Below are 16,915 nucleotides of genomic sequence, written 5' to 3'. Positions count from 1 at the left end.
AACAAACAACGATGAAAGAGCCTTTTTTAACCTGGGGCTTGAAACCGCCCTGCACTATGCTGGATGGCATCACCAAAACCAAACCAACAGGAGGATAGATCCATGCACAAACCTACACTGATCGCGGCAAGCTGCGCCACCTTGCTTGCCTTTCCCGCGATTGCCGCAGAGGTGCCCGTCATCGTCAAAATCCCCCGACTCACCGTCGAAGCATCGGAAAAAATCGCCCGTGCGGCGATGGAAGCCTGTCGCAAGGATGGCATCCAGATCGGCGTAACCGTGGTCGATCGCAGCGGCGACGCCATGGCAGTGCTGCGCGACACCCTGGCGCCGCGCATCACCCTCTCCCTATCCGCCTGAAGCCCAACTGTCGCCTGCCCCCTTGACGACAATCCTTCTTCCAGGCCCCACCCATGACTGACCTCTTCCCCAGCGAACACGCGATCGATTTCGAGCGGCGTTTTGGCGGTGTGCGCCGGCTTTACGGCACAGCGGCTTTCGAGCGTTTTCAGCAGTCACATGTCTGCGTCATCGGCATCGGCGGCGTCGGCGCCTGGACCGCAGAGGCACTGGCGCGCACGGCCATCGGCCAACTTACCCTGATCGACCCTGACCATCTGGCCGAGTCCAACATCAACCGCCAGGTTCATGCGCTGACCCACGAGCTCGGAAAATCCAAGACGCTGGCCATGACGCAGCGCATCCATGCCATCAACCCGCAGTGCCGGATGACCGGTGTGGAAGAATTTCTCACCCCCGAGAATCTCGCCGCGCTGCTGGCGGACCGTTTCGATTACGTGGTGGATGCCATCGACAGCGCCCGCGCCAAGGCCGCACTGATCGCCCACTGCCGCCGGAACAGGATAAGGCTGGTCTGCGTCGGCGCCGCCGGCGGCCAGACCGACCCCGGCCGGGTTCAACTGGCCGACCTCGCCCGCACCACCGAAGATCCCCTGCTGTCCAAGGTGCGCGCGCGCCTGCGCCGCGAACATGGCTTCCCGCGCGATCCCGGAAAGAAATTTGGTGTCGACTGCGTGTACTCCACCGAGCCGCTCACCTATCCGAATGCCGAAGGCGGCGTATGCTACGAACGTCCGGAGGACGCCCATCTGCACGGACTTAACTGCGCCGGTTTCGGTTCGTCCGTGTGCGTCACCGCGACCTTCGGCCTGCGGGCGGCGGCGCACGTGCTCAACAGGCTGGCTGCGCAATCGAAATAGGCTGGTGCTTCCTGCCTGACTTGCTGCACTTTCGGGAACTGACGGTGCACCTCGCCCCCTGATGATTAAAGGACTCCCTGCATCCGTCCGTAAAACAGAGACAATTCATCTGGCATGAATGCAGGATGGCGACAAGGCTCGGGCCATTCAGGATATTTCAGCCAGCAAAGTCCGACCGGATGCCGGGATCGTCCCATGGCATCGAAGGCTGGCATTTCTAAGGGGATAGGTCGAATGGCAGGATTGATGCGTGGTATTTCGTTTGCGTTCCTCCTTGTGCTGGGCCCTTCCGCGTTGGCAAACGAGAAAACTGCGCTCACCCTGGGCGTGTTTCCCTACGTCACCCCGGTCCAGCTGTCGGTATTTCACACGCCGCTCAAGGATTACCTGGCCAAGAGTCTGGGGCGCCCGGTTACCCTGGTCACAGCACCGGATCTCAACAGCTTTGTCGATCGCACCCGCGAGGGCCAGTACGACATCATCATCACCGCCCCCCATCTTGGCCGCCTGGCGGAAACCCGCGATGGCTACAAGCGCGTGGTCCAGACCAGCCATACTGTCCAAGGCTTTTTTCTTGCCCGCAAGGATTCGGGTATCCACAAGATCGGGGACCTGAATGGCAAAACGGTGATGATCGCGCAAAAGGTCTCAATCGTTTATCAGATGGCGGAGCACACGCTGCGGGAAAATGGCCTGGTGCCCGGCGAGTCGGTGACGATCATCGAGACGCGCACCCATAACAACGCCATGCTCGCGCCCTTGCGCGGCGAAGCCGATGCCTCGGTGACGGGCAAGCTGCTGTGGTATGTGCTGGACGATGAGCGGAAGGATCAGATGCGGGTCATCGGCACCACCGAGGAAGCACCGGGCTTCCTGCTGATGGCGCACCCGCGACTGGCTGCGCAGGACATCGAAAAGATCAAAAAACTGCTGCTGGATTTCCACCGGGAGCCGGGCAGCGAATCCTACTTCACCACCAATGGCTACGAGAAATTTCAACCCGTCGACGACCGGGCCATGAAAGGGCTTGATCCCTATACCCAGATATTCCTTAAACCGGCCGGCCCGTGACCGAAAACAGAACCCCATTTTTCCATTCCATCCGCACCCGGCTGGTCATCGTCAGCATTGTCATTGAAGTGACGATGCTGGGGCTGCTGATTGCCAACAGCCTGCGCCTGATGACCGACGTGATGGAAGAGCGCACCGAGGCGCGGCTGCAAACCGTCAACCCGCTGCTCAATGCCGCGCTCGGCGCGCGTCTGTTCGAACGCGATCATGTATCGATCAAGGAAATCCTGAAGCAACTGGTCAACAGTTCGACCGCCGAGCTGGACTATATCGTCATCCTCGATGACAAGAAAAACCTGTACGCCCAGGCCGGCAAGGTCGATGCGGCCAATCTGCCCGCGATCGATCAGGACATCCTGCAAAGCCTGGGCGATCTGGTGTATGACACGGCCATCCCCCTCACGCTTGGGGGCGAGACCATCGGCTACGCGCAGTACGGGCTATCGATGGCCTCCTTTGTGGCTTCGAGGGAAAGCATTCTGCGCCAGAGCCTTATGATTGCCGGGGTTGAAATTCTGTTCACCCTGCTTGCCCTGGGCATCGCCGGTTACCTGTTGACCCGGCATATCAAGTCCCTGCTGACGGCCACCCAAAAAATCAGTGGGGGCGATTACGATCTCCATATCCCGGTGGCAAGCCGTGACGAAATCGGCCTGCTCGCCCGCAATTTCAATTCCATGGCCGAAGCGATCCGCAACCGCATTGGTGCGCTACACCAGTCGGAACACGCGCTGCACGAAGAAAAGGAACGCGCCGAAGTGACGCTGCATTCGATCGGCGACGGCGTCATCACCACCGACCTGATGGGCCGGGTGCGCTATCTGAATCCAGTGGCAGAAACCCTGACCGGTTGCGCCCAGGCGGCGGCGGTGGGCAAATCCATTGAAACCGTCTACCGGGTACAGGATCAATCCACCGGGAGCCCGCTGGCCAACCCCGCGCGCCTGTGCCTGGCAGAGGACACCGTCATCAGCGGCGTCAACCTCGCCCAGCTGGTCAGGGCCGATGGCCGCTCGTATGCCGTCGAGGAAACCGCCGCCCCGATCCGCGGCAAGGCGGGCAAAACCATCGGCGCCGTGCTGGTGTTCCACGATGTGACCGAGGCCAGGGAGGCTTCCCGCAAGCTGGGCTACCAGGCCACCCATGACGCCCTGACTGGCCTGATCAATCGCCGCGAATTCGAGCGACAGGTCGATGATGCCCTGCGGGATGCCAAGGAAAACGACACAAACCATGCGTTCTGCTACATGGATCTGGACCAGTTCAAGGTGGTCAACGACACCTGTGGGCACATTGCCGGCGATGGCTTGCTGATCGAACTCGCGACGATGCTGCGCCACCGGGTACGCGAAACCGATACGGTCGCCCGCCTGGGGGGCGACGAATTCGGCATACTGATGCGCAACCTCCCCTTGAATGAGGCTCGCGCCCTGGCTGAAGATATCCGCAATCGGGTCCGCGATTACCGTTATCTGTGGGAAGGGCAAACCTTCGAGATCGGAATCAGCATCGGCGTGGTGCCCATCCGCCCGGACACCGCCGCAGCCGTGGATATCTTCAGCAACGCCGACATTGCCTGCTTCGTGGCCAAGGACAAGGGACGCAACCAGATTCATGTCTCCAGCATGGACGATGTGGAACAGGCGCGGCGGCACCTGGAAATGCAATGGTCGGTGCGCATTCCCAGCGCGCTGGAAAATGACCGCTTTGTCCTGCACTACCAGAAAATCTATCCGCTTGATGCGGCCAGCGGTGAAGCCCCCCGCTGCGAACTGCTGGTCCGCATGCTGGAGGAGGACGGTTCGCTGATCCTGCCGGGGCGGCTGATTCCTGCCGCCGAGCGCTTCCGCCACATGCCGGAAATCGACCGTTGGGTTATCCGCAATGCGCTGCAACTCATTGCCCGTCATGGCACCATGCTGGGGTTGGCTGCCTATGCCATCAATCTGTCCGGACAATCACTGGGGCAGGAAGACCTGCTCGATTTCGTCAAACGGGAAATTCTGCGCAGCGGCGTCAAGCCCAGTCTGATCACCTTCGAGATCACCGAAACCGCAGCCATTCGAAACGTGTCGCATGCTGCCCGCTTCATGACGGAGCTGAAGAAAATGGGCTGCCAGTTCGCCCTCGACGATTTCGGCAGTGGTCTGAGTTCCTTCGGCTATCTCAAAATGCTGCCGGTGGACTACCTGAAAATTGATGGCAGCTTCGTGCGCAACATGGTGCATGACGAGCACGACCACTCCATCGTGGTCGCCATCACCCAGATCGCCAAAACCCTGAAAATCGGCTGCGTGGCAGAGTTCATCGAGGACGAGGCGACCCTGCTGGCGCTGAAGGAAATCGGCGTGGATTACGGGCAGGGCTATTTCCTTCATCGCCCCGAAGCCATTGCCAGCCAACTCGCCGCGGAGACGCAGCTGCTCCGGGGCTGACTACGCGGGACTCAGCCACACGCTGTGCCGACTCAGGGCCGTGCAGCGGCAAACAGACGGAAGAAATTCTGCGTCGTAATTTCGCCCACCGCTTCGGCAGTCATCCCGCGCACCCGCGCAATTTCTTCCGCCACGTGCTTCACAAATCCCGGCTGATTGGTCTGCCCGCGATGCGGCACCGGCGCCAGATACGGCGAATCGGTCTCGATCAGCAGACGCTCCAGCGGGATGGCCGCCGCCACCTCGCGCAGCGCCTTGGCATTCTTGAAGGTGACGATACCGGAAAACGAGATGTAGAAGCCCAGTTCTACAGCGGCTTCGGCTACCGCCAGGCTTTCGGTAAAGCAGTGCATCACCCCGCCCGCCTCGCCCGCCTGCTCCTCGCGCATGATGCGCAGGGTATCGTCGGCCGCGGAACGGGTGTGAATCACCAGCGGTTTTTGACAGGCACGGGCGGCCCGGATATGCGTGCGGAAGCGCTCACGCTGCCACTCGAGGTCGCCGGTCAGCCGGAAGTAATCCAGCCCGGTCTCGCCGATCGCCACCACCTTGGGGTGATCGGCCAGCGCGACCAGCGCCTCCACTGTCGGCTCGGTGCAGTCTTCATGGTCCGGATGCACGCCGACCGAGGCGTAGACGTTCGGATGCGTCTCGGCCAGTGCGCGAATTTCAGGGAATTTTTCCAGCTCCACGCTGATGCACAGCGCATGACTCACCTGGTTGGCTGCCATGAGGTCGAACACCTCTGGTAGCTTGCTGGCGAGATCGGGGAAATTGATGTGGCAGTGGGAATCGATGTACATGCGGTGCGTGCGCGAACAAGCGCGGTTTCATCAGAGAAAGCCAGGCGCACCGCGGGGGTGCTACATGGTGTGTGTGGGACGCACCGATTTTAACGAACCACCGAGCAAACCTTCAATCTTGTTTTGTGCCGCCTTGCCACTTTCGTTGAAAGCGAACTGCACGCCCACGCCCTGGTTGCGACCGCCATGCGCGCCGGCGGGCGTTACCCACACCACCTTGCCTGATACCGGCAGCTTGGCGGGGTCATCCATCAGGGTCAGCAGCATGAACACTTCCTCGCCCATCTTGTAGCTCTTGTTGGTGGGAATGAACAGTCCGCCCCCCTTGATGAAAGGCATGTAGGCCGCAAACAGCGCAGATCTTTCCTTGATCGACAGGGAGAGCACGCCGGGGCGGACTTGCGAGGTGACATCATTGACTGCTGCTTTCATATTCAACTCTCTCAATCAAACAGGTGCCGGTACTGAATCAGCCAGGCTTCCAGCTGCAGGCTGCGGTTGAGCGGATGGGACAGCGTCCTGCCTTCGTTCGCCTGCGTCCTGGCGAGCGCCAGCAGCTTCGCCAGATCCGCCTCTTTCCCCAAGCGCGCCAGCACTTCAGCAAAATCGCGGTTAAATCGCACATTGCCTTGCAGCTTGACTGCCAGCAAATCGCCCAACCACTTGTAAGCCACGTTGTGCCAGGTCCGTGTCCCGACCGTTTTCCAGCGTTCGCCCAGCGTCACCGGATCGAGCTGGTCGGGGCGCGCCAGGCCTTCCAGCACGTTGCGCCGTTCATCCAGTTCGCCACTGTCGGCCCAGCGCAGCGCGTCGAGCGGCGTGCCGCCGGAGAGTGCCAGCAGGTTGATTGCATCATCCACGCCCTGCCCGGCCAGCCACGCTGCCGCCGTCTCGGCAGCCGGCAGCCCGATGTCGAGGCGGGTGCAGCGGCTGCGGGTGGTCGGCAGCAGCCGGCGCGGCTGATCCGAGACCAGCACGAACACCGTATTTAACGGCGGTTCCTCAAGTACCTTTAGCAGGGCGTTGGCGGCCGCCGGATTGAGACTGTCCGCCGGATCGACCAGCACCACCCGAAAGCCCGCCCGGTAGGTGGAAAGCTGGACAAAATCGACCGTTTCGCGCGCCTGGTCGACCTCGATGGCGGTGGCCATCCGGGTTTCACCTTCCTTGCCGGTTTTCTCCTGTAGGGTGACGAGCCGAAAATCCGGATGCCCGCCGGTGTCGAACCAGTGGCAGGCCGGACATTGGCCGCAGGCAGCGCCGTCGGTGAGCGGCGCTTCGCACAGCAGGGCCTGCGCCCACGCCCGCGCCAGCTCGCTCTTGCCCACCCCGCGCGGCCCCGCCAGCAGCAAGGCCTGCGCCGGGCGGGCGCGGGTCGCCAGCAAGCGCTGCCACGCCGATTCCAGCCAGGGATAGGGCGCGCTGCTCATGTCAGTGCCTGCAACAGCTGGCCGATTTCGGCCTGCAGTTCGGCGATGCTGTGGCGCGCATCCAGCACACGGATGCGGCCGGGTTCGGCATGCGCACGATCGAGATAGGCATTGCGCACGCGGCTGAAGAAGCTGTCGGCCTCGCGCTCGAAACGGTCAGCCACACGCGCGGCCGAGCGGCGCGCTTCCGCCACCTCCGGCGGTACGTCGAACAGCAGGGTGAGGTCGGGCTGAAAGCCGCGCTGCACCCAGGCTTCCAGCGCGGCGATGCGTTCCGAGGCGATGCCGCGCCCGCCGCACTGGTAGGCATAGCTGGCATCGGTGAAGCGGTCGGACAGCACCCACGCGCCGCGCGCCAGCGCAGGCAGAATCAGACGCGCCAGGTGTTCCTGGCGCGCGGCGAACATCAGCAGCAGTTCGGTGTCGGCGTCCATCTCTTGATGCAGCAATAATTCACGCAGGGTTTCGCCAAGCGGGGTGCCACCAGGCTCGCGGGTGACGATAAGCTCCCTGCCATGCTGGCGCAGCCAGTCGGCGACGAATTCAAGATGCGTGCTTTTGCCGGCGCCGTCGACGCCTTCGAGGGTGATGAATTTGCCGGGTGTCATCGTTGGTAACGGTTGACGGCGCGGTTGTGCGCGTCGAGGTTGCTGGAAAACACATGGGTGCCGTCATTGCGCGACACAAAGTACAGCGCATCGGTTTTGGCCGGGTTGAGCGCGGCCTGGATCGCGGCTTCGCTGGGCATCGCGATCGGTGTCGACGGCAGCCCGGCACGGGTGTAGGTGTTGTACGGCGTGTCGGTTTGCAGGTCGATGCGGCGCAGGTTGCCGCCGAAGCGCTCGCCCATCCCGTAAATCACGGTAGGATCGGTTTGCAGACGCATCCCCAACCTGAGCCGGTTCATGAACACCGCGGCGATCTGCGGGCGCTCGAACGCCGCGCCGGTCTCCTTTTCGACGATCGACGCCATGATGAGGGCTTCGTACGGGGTGCGATAGGGCAGCCCCGGCGCGCGGGTTGCCCAGGCAGCCATGAGCTTTTCCTGCTGCAGGCGATAGGCGCGGCGCAGCACGTTGAGGTCGGACGAATGCGGCGCGTAAAAGTAGGTGTCGGGAAACAGCAGGCCTTCGGGGTGGCTTTCTTCGGCACCGATCGCCTGCAGCAGCTCAGCATCGCTCATGCCGGCGCTGTCGTGCTTCAGCAGGGGTAGCGCGGCAAGGGCTGCGCGCACCTCGCGCCAGTTCCAGCCTTCGATGAACTGGACGACCGCCTGCGAGACCTCGCCGCGCTCGATCATGCCATAGAGCGCCAGCGGCGTGAGCGGCTTGTCCAGCGTATACACGCCGGCCTTGAGTGCAGCGCCCTTGCCGAGCACACGCCCGAGCAGCCAGAACACGGGCGCGTTGCCGATCACGCCTTCGCGTTCCAGCATCACGCTCAAGCTCCGCAAATGGGTGCCGGGCATCACGTTGAAGGTTTTCGGCTGGAGCTCGATGTGCAAGGGCTGGTTGCCATACCAGGCTAACCCGCCGGCCAGCATCAGCGCAGCCAGCACGGCTAGTACGAACAATCGCTTAATCAACTTCATCATCCAGGGCCGTTTTCAAAGTATCGGTCCAGCCCGCAGGCGACCAGGTCACGTCATCCAGCCGGGCCACGCGGCGCACCCCGATGACGCTGTTGCAAATCACCACTTCGTCGGCAGCGAGTATAGCGTCTGGCGGCAAACGGCCGACATGGGTGCGGATGCCATGACGCAGCGCAGCGCGCAGCAGGCGCGTTCTCGCCACGCCGGCCACCCCACACTGACTCAAATCCGGGGTGAACAGTTCACCCCGCTTGACCCAGAACAGATTACTCATCACGCCGCCGATCACCGCGCCGCTGTCGTCGCACAGCAGCCCCTCGAAGATTTCCGGGTCGTCCCATTCCGACCGCGCCAGCACGTTCTCCAGCCGGTTCAGGTGCTTGATCCCGGCCAGCCGGGGCTGCCGCGCCAGGCGCAGCGTGCACCAGCGCGCCATGATATCGACCGCTGCGTCGGGCTGGGCATGCGGCGGCAGCGGCGCGGCCAGCACGATACGGGTGCAAGCCTGGGCGGCAGGCGGCGCATAGCCGCGTGCACCGGCGCCCCGCGTGAGCACGATCTTGACGACACCCTGTCCTGCTTCGGCCACCCGGCAGACTTCGGCGAGCAATCCCGCTTCGTCGGGACACGCCAGCGCCAGCGCCGCGCAGTCTGCGGCGAGTTTGGCGTACTGATCGCGCCACCACATCGGCTGGCCGGCCTGCGTACGCAGGGTGCGGAACACGCCGTCACCGTAGGCCAGACCGCGATCCAGTGCGCTCACGGTGTCAGAACCTTGGCCGTTGACGAGGATCATGGTTCAAGCGCGCGCAACAGGCCGCGGGCCTTGGCGCGGGTTTCGTCGAGTTCGCGCGTGGCGACGGAATCGGCGACGATGCCGGCCCCGGCGCGAAAACTCAACTCGCGTCCGCGCAGCAGGAAACTGCGGATCAGGATGTTGAAATCGAAACTGCCGTCGCGGTTAATATAGCCGACGCTGCCGGTGTAGCTGCGGCGTGGCGCCTGCTCCAGCTCATGGATGATCTGCATGGTGCGCACCTTGGGACACCCTGTGATGGTGCCGCCCGGAAACACCGCGCGCAAGGCGTCGAGCACGCACATGCCGCTACGCAGCTTGCCGCGGACAGTGGATTCGATGTGATGCACGTGACGATAACTGGCGATTTCCATCAGCGCGTCCACCTTCACGCTGCCCGGCTCGCACACCCGCCCGAGGTCGTTGCGTTCCAGGTCGACCAGCATGACGTGCTCGGCGCGCTCCTTGGGATGCGCCTGCAGACGGGCGCGCAGCGCGGCATCCTCTGCCGCATCGTCACTGCGCGGATGGGTGCCGGCAATCGGCCGGGTTTCCAGCATCCCGTCCTGGCCAAGGCGAACCAGCCGCTCGGGCGACGAGCTCACGATCGCCCATTCATCCAGTTGCAGCAGCGCAGAAAACGGCGCCGGGTTATGCTGCATCAGTTGCGCCAGCAATGACGCCGCGGGAACCGGCGCGGCGAATTCGGCCTGCCAGCCGCGCGACAGATTGACCTGGAACACATCGCCCGCGCGAATGTAATCCTGGATGCGCGCAACCCCGGCGAGAAACGCGGCAGGGTCGTCTTCACGCAGGTCACGCGGTGCCGGAACGGCCGGCAGCGGCGGCGGCATGGCATCCAGATCGCGCTGCATGGCGTCGAGCAGTCCGGCCTGTCCGGCTTCGGCCATCAGCACGCAGCGCCGGTTCGCGCGATCGAACAGGATCGCCGCGGGGATGCGCGCCAGCCAGGCAAGGGGGAAATCAGGGTCGGCCGCCAGACCGACGCTGGGCTCGAACAGGCCGCCCAGCTCGTACGCGAAGGCGCACAGCCAGCCGCCGCTGAAGGGGAGTTCGTGGCCGGATTGCGGCGAAGCGGGCTGCAGTTGCATCGCCGGGTGCGACTGCAATCCGTCCAGGCCATCGACGGCGGCAATCCGCACGACATCCTGCGGAAATGCAAACAGCACGTCCCAGCCGGTATCGCCGCTGCTGAGAAAAAGGCCGGGGTAACGCTGCGGATCGGCGGCCTGAAGCCGGACCAGATCAGGCCGCAGTTGGTTGGACTGCAGCGGCCACTCCTTGATTTCGGGCGTGCCAGGTTGGTCCGGAGCGATGGGGCGATCCACCGCGTGGGTCAAATGCGTTTGAAAATCAGCGAGCCGTTGGTGCCGCCAAACCCGAAGTTGTTCTTGAGCGCAAAGTCGATCTTCATGTCACGCGCGGTGTTGGCGCAGAAATCGAGATCGCATTCCGGGTCTTGCGAGAAGATGTTGATGGTCGGCGGCGACACCTGATGATGCAGCGCCAGCACGGTAAATACCGACTCCACGCCGCCGGCGCCGCCCAGCAGGTGACCGGTCATCGACTTGGTCGAGTTGACGACCGTCTTGTAGGCCGCATCGCCCATGGCGAGCTTGATCGCGTCGGTTTCGTTCTTGTCGCCCATCGGCGTCGAGGTGCCATGCGCGTTGATGTAATTGATCTGATCGGCATTGACGCCGGCATCGCGCATCGCGTTCAGCATCGAACGCCTGGGGCCGTCGGTGCTCGGCGACGTCACGTGGTAAGCGTCGCCGCTCATGCCCAAGCCCACCACCTCGGCGTAGATTTTTGCGCCACGTGCCTTGGCGTGCTCGTACTCTTCCAGCACCAGCACGCCGGCGCCCTCGCCCAGCACAAAGCCGTCGCGATCCTTGTCCCACGGACGGCTGGCGGTGGCTGGGTCGTCGTTGCGGGTGGACAGCGCGCGTGCAGCGGCGAACCCACCCAGACCCAGTGGCGAAGTTGCGCATTCGGCGCCGCCGGCGACCATCACGTCGGCATCGCCATGCTCGATCATGCGGGCGGACAGGCCTATCGCGTGCAGGCCGGTGGTGCAGGCGGTCACAACCGCCAGGTTGGGCCCTTTCAATCCGAACTGGATGGAAAGGTTGCCGGAAATCATGTTGATGATGGAACCCGGAATAAAGAAGGGGGAAATCTTCCTCGGGCCGGATTCCATCAACAGGGTGTGAGTTTCCTCGATCAGCGGCAGGCCGCCGATCCCGGAACCGATATTGACGCCAATGCGCTCGGCATTGGCTTCGGTGACTTCAATACCCGAGTCGCGGAACGCCTGAATGCCGGCGGCCATGCCGAACTGGATGAAAACATCCATGCGGCGCGCCTCCTTCGGATTGAGGTATTGACCAACGTCAAAATCCTTCACCTCGCCCCCAATCTGCGAGGTGAAAGACGAAGGATCGAAACGGGTAATCCGGGCGATTCCGCTACGACCGGCAACCAGGTTGTCCCAGGCTTCCGGTATGGTGTTGCCGACCGGGGAGACAATCCCCAGGCCGGTTACGACGACACGACGTTTGGACAAGACTCAGTCCTCTTAACTGGGGTGGAGATCAGCTCGAATGGCTGTTGACGTAGTCAATCGCCTGCTGGACGGTGGTGATTTTTTCTGCGTCTTCGTCGGGGATTTCACAGCCGAATTCTTCTTCCAGCGCCATCACCAGCTCGACCGTATCGAGCGAATCGGCGCCCAGGTCACCGACGAAGGAAGACTCGTTCTTGATGTCTGCCTCGTTGACGCCCAACTGCTCGGCGACGACTTTAATTACACGCTGTACGTTTTCCATTACTCATCCTCTCTTGAAATTAGGCTCCAACAAAATCGAAGCCCGGAAAATAAAACTTTGCGATTCTACCAAACTTTGCAGGGCGGTTACGCCATGTACATGCCACCGTTGACATGCAGGGTGGTGCCGGAAATATAGCCGGCGGCGGGCGACGCCAGAAACGCGACAGCCTGCGCAATGTCTTCGGCGGCGCCGAGCCGGCCCAACGGGATGTGCGCAAGCAAGGCCTGGCGTTGCGCATCCGGCAACGCGCGCGTCATGTCGGTATCAATGAAGCCCGGCGCCACGCAGTTGACCGTGATGTTGCGGCTGCCGACCTCGCGCGCCAGCGACTTGGTGAAGCCCATGATGCCGGCCTTGGCCGCGCTGTAATTGGTCTGCCCGGCATTGCCCATCGCGCCCACCACCGAGGCAATGGAAATGATGCGTCCCGTACGCGCCTTCATCATCGCGCGCAGCACCGCGCGCGACAGGCGGAACACCGACGTCAGATTGGTCGCCAGGATGTCGTCCCACTCGTCGTCCTTCATCCGCATCAGCAAATTGTCGCGGGTGATGCCGGCATTGTTGACCAGAATGCCGATGTCGCCGAATTGCGCGCTAATCGAAGCGATGACGGCATCGACTTCGGCTGCGTCGGTGACATTGAGTTTCATCCCGCTGCCCTTGATGTTGGCCGCGGCGAGGTAATCGCTGATTGCCTGCGCACCGGTGTCGCGGGTGGCGGTGCCGACCACGGTGGCGCCCGCCTGGCCGAGTGCCAGCGCGATCGCCTGGCCAATCCCGCGGCTGGCGCCGGTGACCAGCGCCACCTGCCCTTCAAGATTCGCGCTATGCGCGAGGCGTCCTTGCAGCATCTTGTCTCCTGTCAGTTGTTCAATGCAGCCTGCAAGCTGGCCTCATCCACCAGCACCAATGCCGGCAGGCTGGCGTCGATACGCTTGGCGAGTCCCGCCAGCACCTTGCCGGGGCCGCACTCGATCACGCGCTCGATGCCGGCGGCCTTCAGCGCCTGCATGGTCTCAACCCAGCGCACCGGGGTGTGCAATTGTTTCGCCAGCGCCGCACGAATCGCGTCTGGCTCGGTATGGCTTTGCACGTCGGTGTTGTGCAGCACGGGGATGTTCGGCGTCGCGATCGTCACGCCCTGCAGGTGCGCCAGCAGCTTTTCGGCGGCCGGCAGCATCAGCGAGGAGTGTGACGGCACGCTAACCGGCAGCGGCAGCGCGCGCTTGGCGCCTTTTTCCTTCGCCAGTGCCATCGCGCGCTCGACTGCAGCCTTGTTGCCGGCAATCACCACCTGGCCGGGCGAGTTGAGGTTCACCGCCTCGACCACTTCGCCTGCTGCCGCCTCGCTGCAGACCGCGAGCACGGCATCGTCGTCCAGTCCCAGGATTGCCGCCATGGCGCCAACGCCTTCGGGCACCGCGGCTTGCATCGCCTCGGCACGAAAGCGCACCAGCCTGATCGCATCGGCAAACCCCAGCGCCCCGGCAGCCACCAGCGCGGCGTATTCGCCCAGGCTGTGGCCGGCCAGCAGCGCAGGCGTCGCGCCGCCTGCGGCCTGCCACACGCGCCAGACGGCGACATCGGCGGCCAGCATCGCGGGCTGGGTGTTGACGGTCTGGTTGAGCAGATCAGCCGGGCCATCGGTGACCAGCGCCCACAGATCCTGACCCAGCGCATCGGAGGCTTCGGCAAAGGTGGCGCGCACTTCAGCGCGCTCGCCCCAGCCCTGCATCATGCCGACCGATTGCGAACCCTGTCCGGGGAAAACGAATGCCAGTTTCATGTGCATATACCTTTAAACCAATGCGTTTCACCACAGAGGCACAGAGACACAGAAAAACCCATTAAATTTTTTGGCCACATTGGATTTGCCATTCAATCAGAGTTTGAACGCGCAACACACCACACAATCTGGCTTTTTCTCTGTGTCTCTGTGTCTCTGTGTCTCTGTGGTTCAAATGTTTTCAAATTAATACTTGAGGAGCGCGGAGCCCCAGGTGAAGCCGCCACCGAAGGCTTCCATCAGCACCGTCTGGCCGCGCTGGATGCGGCCGTCGCGCACCGCCACGTCGAATGCCAGCGGCACCGAGGCCGCCGAGGTATTGCCATGTTCCGCGACCGTGGTGACGACATGATCCATGCTCATGCCGAGCTTTTTCGCGGTGGCAGAAATGATGCGGATATTCGCCTGATGCGGCACCAGCCAGTCAATATCAGACTTCTGCAGGCCGTTGGCTTCCAGCGTCTCGTCGACGATGCGGTCGAGCGTGTTAACCGCCATCTTGAACACGGCGTTGCCTTCCATCCGCATCAGCGCGGGTTCCTGCATGCCGGTCGACGGGCCGGTGGTGGTGCGCAGCAATTCCTTGTGGCGGCCGTCGGCATGGATATGGGTGGCGATGATGCCCGGCTCGTCGGAGGCCCCCACCACCACGGCACCTGCGCCGTCGCCCCACAGAATGCAGTTGCCGCGGTCGTTCCAGTCGGTGATGCGCGACAGCGTCTCGGCGCCGATCACCAGCACGTGTTTGGCCGCACCGGTCTTGATGAACTGGTCGGCCACGCTCAATGCATAGACAAAGCCGCTGCACACCGCCTGCAGGTCGAACGCAGGGCGGCCGTTGGTCATGCCGAGCTTGGACTGCACGATGCAGGCGGTGCTGGGGAACACCAGGTCGGGCGTGGTGGTGGCGACCAGCAGCAGATCGATATCGTCTATCGCCAAACCGGCCGCATCGAGTGCAGCGCGCGCCGCATGCACCGCCAGATCGCTGGTGAATTCGCCCTCGGCGGCAATGTGCCGTTCGCGAATGCCGGTGCGATCGACGATCCACTGATCGTTCGTATCGATCAGTTTTTCGAGATCGGCGTTGGTGAGGATGCGGGCCGGCAGATAGCTGCCGGTACCGAGGATGCGGGAATAGGTCAAGCGGCCACCCGTTGCAGAAGTTGGATCTGGTCAGTGATGCGTTTCAGCACATTGTTGCGGACTTCATCACTGGCGGTTTCGATCGCGTGTTCGAACGCGAAGCGGTCGGCCGAGCCATGGCTTTTTACCACCACGCCTTTCAGCCCCAGCAGCGTAGCGCCGTTGTAGCGGCGCGGATCGAGCCGTCGCTTGAAGGCATTCAGCACCGGCAAAGCGATCAAACCCGCGATGCGGGTCAGCCAGTTGCGCTTGAACTCGGCCCGCAGCGTGGTGGCAATCATCTTGGCCAGCCCTTCGGAAGCTTTCAGCGTGACATTGCCGACAAAACCGTCGCACACCACCACGTCGGTGGTGCCGAGGAAAATGTCGTTGCCTTCGACGTTGCCATAGAAATTCAGGTGGCTCGCGCGCAGCAATTCGGCAGCTTGCTTCACCATTTCATTGCCCTTGATGGCTTCCTCGCCGATATTCAGCAGCCCGACGCTCGGATTCGGGATGTGCTCCACCGCCGACACCAGCATCGCGCCCATGATACCGAACTGCAGCAGCTGCTCGGCCGTGCAGTCGACGTTCGCACCCATATCCAGCACCAGCGCGTGCCCCTTGATCGTCGGCATCACGGCGGCAATGGCGGGGCGGTCGATACCGGGAAGGGTTTTCAGGACGAAGCGCGCAGTTGCCATCAGGGCGCCGGTGTTGCCGGCCGACACGCAGGCATCCGCCTCGCCGGACTTGACGAGATCGATGGCCACCCGCATGGAGGAATCCTTTTTGCCGCGCAGTGCCAGTGCGGGCGCCTCGTCCATCGCCACCACCTGGCTGGCGTGACGCACAATGAGGCGTGGCCCGGAGTTGGCGCGACGCGCCTTGAGTTCAGCCGCGATGATGTCCTGCGGCCCGACCAGAATCACATTCAGGTCAGGGTGACGCGCAAGACAACGGATCGCCGCCGGAACCGTGACATGGGGGCCGTGATCGCCCCCCATGACGTCAATGGCGACTGTGATATTTCTCATGCAGCCGGAATCATTAGCCAAAACACGCCAAACTGCAGCGCGTCAGGAAATTATTCGTCTTTGGTCTTGACGACTTTGCGGCCACGATAAAAGCCGTTAGGGCTGATATGGTGACGCATATGCACTTCACCCGTGGTCGGCTCGATGGCCAGCTGCGGGCTTGTCAGGAAGTCGTGCGAGCGGTGCATACCGCGCTTGGACGGGGATTTTTTATTCTGCTGGACTGCCATTTCTTGCTCCTTTAAATCCGTTACACCCAATCGGATGCATTAAAAATCACTGCGCCCCAGGAACGGGGCATTCACCTTCCGCGTGCATCACTGCCAGCGGCAAGCTCAACAACACTTCATCCTCAACCAGATCGACCAGGTTCAGGGTCTCACCGGCCTGGATTGCATCACTGTCAGGCAACGCATCCAGTCGTTCCATCTCGGCTTCGTTGCGCGCCAGATACAGCGTGCGCCCGACTTCAATCCCATACGGCATGCTGCCCAGACAACGCTGGCAGGGCAGTTCCACCTTGCCGCTGACCGTCAGTTGCAGGGACAGGCTGCCCCGCTGATCCACTCGCCCAACAACTCGACAGATCAGCGTGCCTTGCGTAAATTCATGGGTAAGACGCGGAAACGCAGCCACGTCCGACCGGGTTTCCCACGACTGCCCATCCCTGCAAAAACGCCATGGATCGACTTCGATTGGCTGAAGCATGGCAGATTCAATCATGGGGCACCCAGTAGATATGGCCAGCAACATTAGCCAGCAA

At 62.6% G+C, this 16,915-nt stretch carries 19 protein-coding genes; 4 read left to right on the top strand and 15 right to left on the bottom strand.

Annotation, left to right across the window (positions count from 1 at the left end):
- Positions 1 to 102 precede the first annotated feature (102 nt).
- The 4 genes from ABW22_RS03165 (at position 103) to ABW22_RS03150 (ending at position 4,726) form a co-directional block, all read left to right on the top strand.
- Positions 103 to 360 carry a heme-binding protein gene (locus tag ABW22_RS03165; protein WP_193393274.1) on the top strand — a complete coding sequence of 86 codons (258 nt, stop codon included), beginning with the start codon at positions 103 to 105 and terminating at the stop codon, positions 358 to 360.
- 53 nt (positions 361 to 413) lie between these two features.
- The gene (gene tcdA, locus ABW22_RS03160; RefSeq protein ID WP_059751887.1) at positions 414 to 1,220 is read left to right on the top strand and encodes a tRNA cyclic N6-threonylcarbamoyladenosine(37) synthase TcdA; all 807 of its coding nucleotides are present in this window, start codon (positions 414 to 416) and stop codon (positions 1,218 to 1,220) included.
- A 276-nt stretch (positions 1,221 to 1,496) separates the two neighbouring features.
- A complete protein-coding gene (locus tag ABW22_RS03155; protein ID WP_237763213.1) occupies positions 1,497 to 2,291 on the top strand; it encodes a phosphate/phosphite/phosphonate ABC transporter substrate-binding protein in 795 nt (264 codons plus the stop codon).
- Positions 2,288 to 4,726 (top strand): EAL domain-containing protein, encoded by a 2,439-nt coding sequence (locus tag ABW22_RS03150; RefSeq protein ID WP_059751883.1) that lies wholly within the window; start codon positions 2,288 to 2,290, stop codon positions 4,724 to 4,726. Before ABW22_RS03155 ends, ABW22_RS03150 begins: the two co-directional genes overlap by 4 nt.
- A 32-nt stretch (positions 4,727 to 4,758) precedes the next feature.
- On the opposite strand, the gene ABW22_RS03145 is transcribed toward ABW22_RS03150, so the two are convergent.
- From ABW22_RS03145 to ABW22_RS03075, 15 genes are all read right to left on the bottom strand, one after another.
- Entirely contained in the window at positions 4,759 to 5,529 is a 771-nt protein-coding gene (locus ABW22_RS03145) for a TatD family hydrolase (protein ID WP_059751882.1), read from the bottom strand.
- Positions 5,530 to 5,589: 60 nt separating this feature from the next.
- Positions 5,590 to 5,961 carry a PilZ domain-containing protein gene (locus tag ABW22_RS03140; RefSeq protein WP_059751879.1) on the bottom strand — a complete coding sequence of 124 codons (372 nt, stop codon included), beginning with the start codon at positions 5,959 to 5,961 and terminating at the stop codon, positions 5,590 to 5,592.
- A gap of 11 nt (positions 5,962 to 5,972) precedes the next feature.
- On the bottom strand, positions 5,973 to 6,959 hold the full coding sequence (holB, locus tag ABW22_RS03135) for a DNA polymerase III subunit delta' (RefSeq protein ID WP_059751878.1): 987 nt from the start codon (positions 6,957 to 6,959) through the stop codon (positions 5,973 to 5,975).
- Positions 6,956 to 7,567, bottom strand: a complete 612-nt coding sequence (tmk, locus tag ABW22_RS03130) for a dTMP kinase (RefSeq protein WP_059751876.1) — start codon at positions 7,565 to 7,567, stop codon at positions 6,956 to 6,958. The genes holB and tmk overlap by 4 nt, the downstream gene beginning before the upstream one ends.
- Positions 7,564 to 8,553 (bottom strand): endolytic transglycosylase MltG, encoded by a 990-nt coding sequence (gene mltG / locus ABW22_RS03125; RefSeq protein WP_059751875.1) that lies wholly within the window; start codon positions 8,551 to 8,553, stop codon positions 7,564 to 7,566. The genes tmk and mltG overlap by 4 nt, the downstream gene beginning before the upstream one ends.
- Positions 8,537 to 9,346: an aminodeoxychorismate lyase gene (gene pabC / locus ABW22_RS03120; RefSeq protein WP_059751873.1), complete on the bottom strand. Its 810-nt coding sequence runs from the start codon at positions 9,344 to 9,346 to the stop codon at positions 8,537 to 8,539. The genes mltG and pabC overlap by 17 nt, the downstream gene beginning before the upstream one ends.
- Positions 9,343 to 10,695, bottom strand: coding sequence for an aminodeoxychorismate synthase component I (locus ABW22_RS03115; RefSeq protein WP_237763211.1), 1,353 nt, complete (start codon positions 10,693 to 10,695; stop codon positions 9,343 to 9,345). The genes pabC and ABW22_RS03115 overlap by 4 nt, the downstream gene beginning before the upstream one ends.
- Positions 10,696 to 10,703: 8 nt before the next feature.
- Entirely contained in the window at positions 10,704 to 11,936 is a 1,233-nt protein-coding gene (gene fabF, locus ABW22_RS03110) for a beta-ketoacyl-ACP synthase II (protein WP_059751871.1), read from the bottom strand.
- A 28-nt stretch (positions 11,937 to 11,964) separates the two neighbouring features.
- Positions 11,965 to 12,198: an acyl carrier protein gene (gene acpP, locus ABW22_RS03105; RefSeq protein WP_018509429.1), complete on the bottom strand. Its 234-nt coding sequence runs from the start codon at positions 12,196 to 12,198 to the stop codon at positions 11,965 to 11,967.
- Between the two features lie 86 nt (positions 12,199 to 12,284).
- Positions 12,285 to 13,055 carry a 3-oxoacyl-ACP reductase FabG gene (gene fabG / locus ABW22_RS03100; RefSeq protein WP_059751870.1) on the bottom strand — a complete coding sequence of 257 codons (771 nt, stop codon included), beginning with the start codon at positions 13,053 to 13,055 and terminating at the stop codon, positions 12,285 to 12,287.
- Positions 13,056 to 13,066: 11 nt separating this feature from the next.
- Positions 13,067 to 13,990 carry an ACP S-malonyltransferase gene (gene fabD / locus ABW22_RS03095; protein WP_059751868.1) on the bottom strand — a complete coding sequence of 308 codons (924 nt, stop codon included), beginning with the start codon at positions 13,988 to 13,990 and terminating at the stop codon, positions 13,067 to 13,069.
- A gap of 186 nt (positions 13,991 to 14,176) precedes the next feature.
- Positions 14,177 to 15,136, bottom strand: coding sequence for a beta-ketoacyl-ACP synthase III (locus ABW22_RS03090; protein WP_059751866.1), 960 nt, complete (start codon positions 15,134 to 15,136; stop codon positions 14,177 to 14,179).
- Entirely contained in the window at positions 15,133 to 16,152 is a 1,020-nt protein-coding gene (plsX, locus tag ABW22_RS03085; RefSeq protein WP_059751865.1) for a phosphate acyltransferase PlsX, read from the bottom strand. Before plsX ends, ABW22_RS03090 begins: the two co-directional genes overlap by 4 nt.
- Positions 16,153 to 16,202: 50 nt before the next feature.
- Positions 16,203 to 16,382, bottom strand: coding sequence for a 50S ribosomal protein L32 (rpmF, locus tag ABW22_RS03080; RefSeq protein ID WP_059751863.1), 180 nt, complete (start codon positions 16,380 to 16,382; stop codon positions 16,203 to 16,205).
- Between the two features lie 46 nt (positions 16,383 to 16,428).
- Positions 16,429 to 16,860 (bottom strand): YceD family protein, encoded by a 432-nt coding sequence (locus ABW22_RS03075; RefSeq protein ID WP_059751941.1) that lies wholly within the window; start codon positions 16,858 to 16,860, stop codon positions 16,429 to 16,431.
- Between the last annotated feature and the right edge of the window lie 55 nt (positions 16,861 to 16,915).

Source organism: Thiobacillus denitrificans (assembly GCF_001530125.1).
In the GTDB taxonomy this organism is placed as follows: Bacteria; Pseudomonadota; Gammaproteobacteria; order Burkholderiales; family Thiobacillaceae; genus Thiobacillus; species Thiobacillus denitrificans_C.
The sequence above is the reverse complement of the archived record's forward strand: the minus strand, read 5'-3'. Positions and strand labels throughout refer to the sequence as shown.

Excerpts from the sequence above, each read along its gene's own strand:
- ABW22_RS03165 (WP_193393274.1), top strand. The coding sequence starts at position 103 with ATGCACAAACCTACACTGATCGCGGCAAGCTGCGCCACCTTGCTTGCC.
- tcdA (WP_059751887.1), top strand. The coding sequence starts at position 414 with ATGACTGACCTCTTCCCCAGCGAACACGCGATCGATTTCGAGCGGCGT.
- ABW22_RS03145 (WP_059751882.1), bottom strand. The coding sequence starts at position 5,529 with ATGTACATCGATTCCCACTGCCACATCAATTTCCCCGATCTCGCCAGC.
- ABW22_RS03140 (WP_059751879.1), bottom strand. The coding sequence starts at position 5,961 with ATGAAAGCAGCAGTCAATGATGTCACCTCGCAAGTCCGCCCCGGCGTG.
- holB (WP_059751878.1), bottom strand. The coding sequence starts at position 6,959 with ATGAGCAGCGCGCCCTATCCCTGGCTGGAATCGGCGTGGCAGCGCTTG.
- tmk (WP_059751876.1), bottom strand. The coding sequence starts at position 7,567 with ATGACACCCGGCAAATTCATCACCCTCGAAGGCGTCGACGGCGCCGGC.
- mltG (WP_059751875.1), bottom strand. The coding sequence starts at position 8,553 with ATGATGAAGTTGATTAAGCGATTGTTCGTACTAGCCGTGCTGGCTGCG.
- pabC (WP_059751873.1), bottom strand. The coding sequence starts at position 9,346 with ATGATCCTCGTCAACGGCCAAGGTTCTGACACCGTGAGCGCACTGGAT.
- acpP (WP_018509429.1), bottom strand. The coding sequence starts at position 12,198 with ATGGAAAACGTACAGCGTGTAATTAAAGTCGTCGCCGAGCAGTTGGGC.
- fabG (WP_059751870.1), bottom strand. The coding sequence starts at position 13,055 with ATGCTGCAAGGACGCCTCGCGCATAGCGCGAATCTTGAAGGGCAGGTG.
- fabD (WP_059751868.1), bottom strand. The coding sequence starts at position 13,990 with ATGAAACTGGCATTCGTTTTCCCCGGACAGGGTTCGCAATCGGTCGGC.
- plsX (WP_059751865.1), bottom strand. The coding sequence starts at position 16,152 with ATGAGAAATATCACAGTCGCCATTGACGTCATGGGGGGCGATCACGGC.
- rpmF (WP_059751863.1), bottom strand. The coding sequence starts at position 16,382 with ATGGCAGTCCAGCAGAATAAAAAATCCCCGTCCAAGCGCGGTATGCAC.
- ABW22_RS03075 (WP_059751941.1), bottom strand. The coding sequence starts at position 16,860 with ATGCTTCAGCCAATCGAAGTCGATCCATGGCGTTTTTGCAGGGATGGG.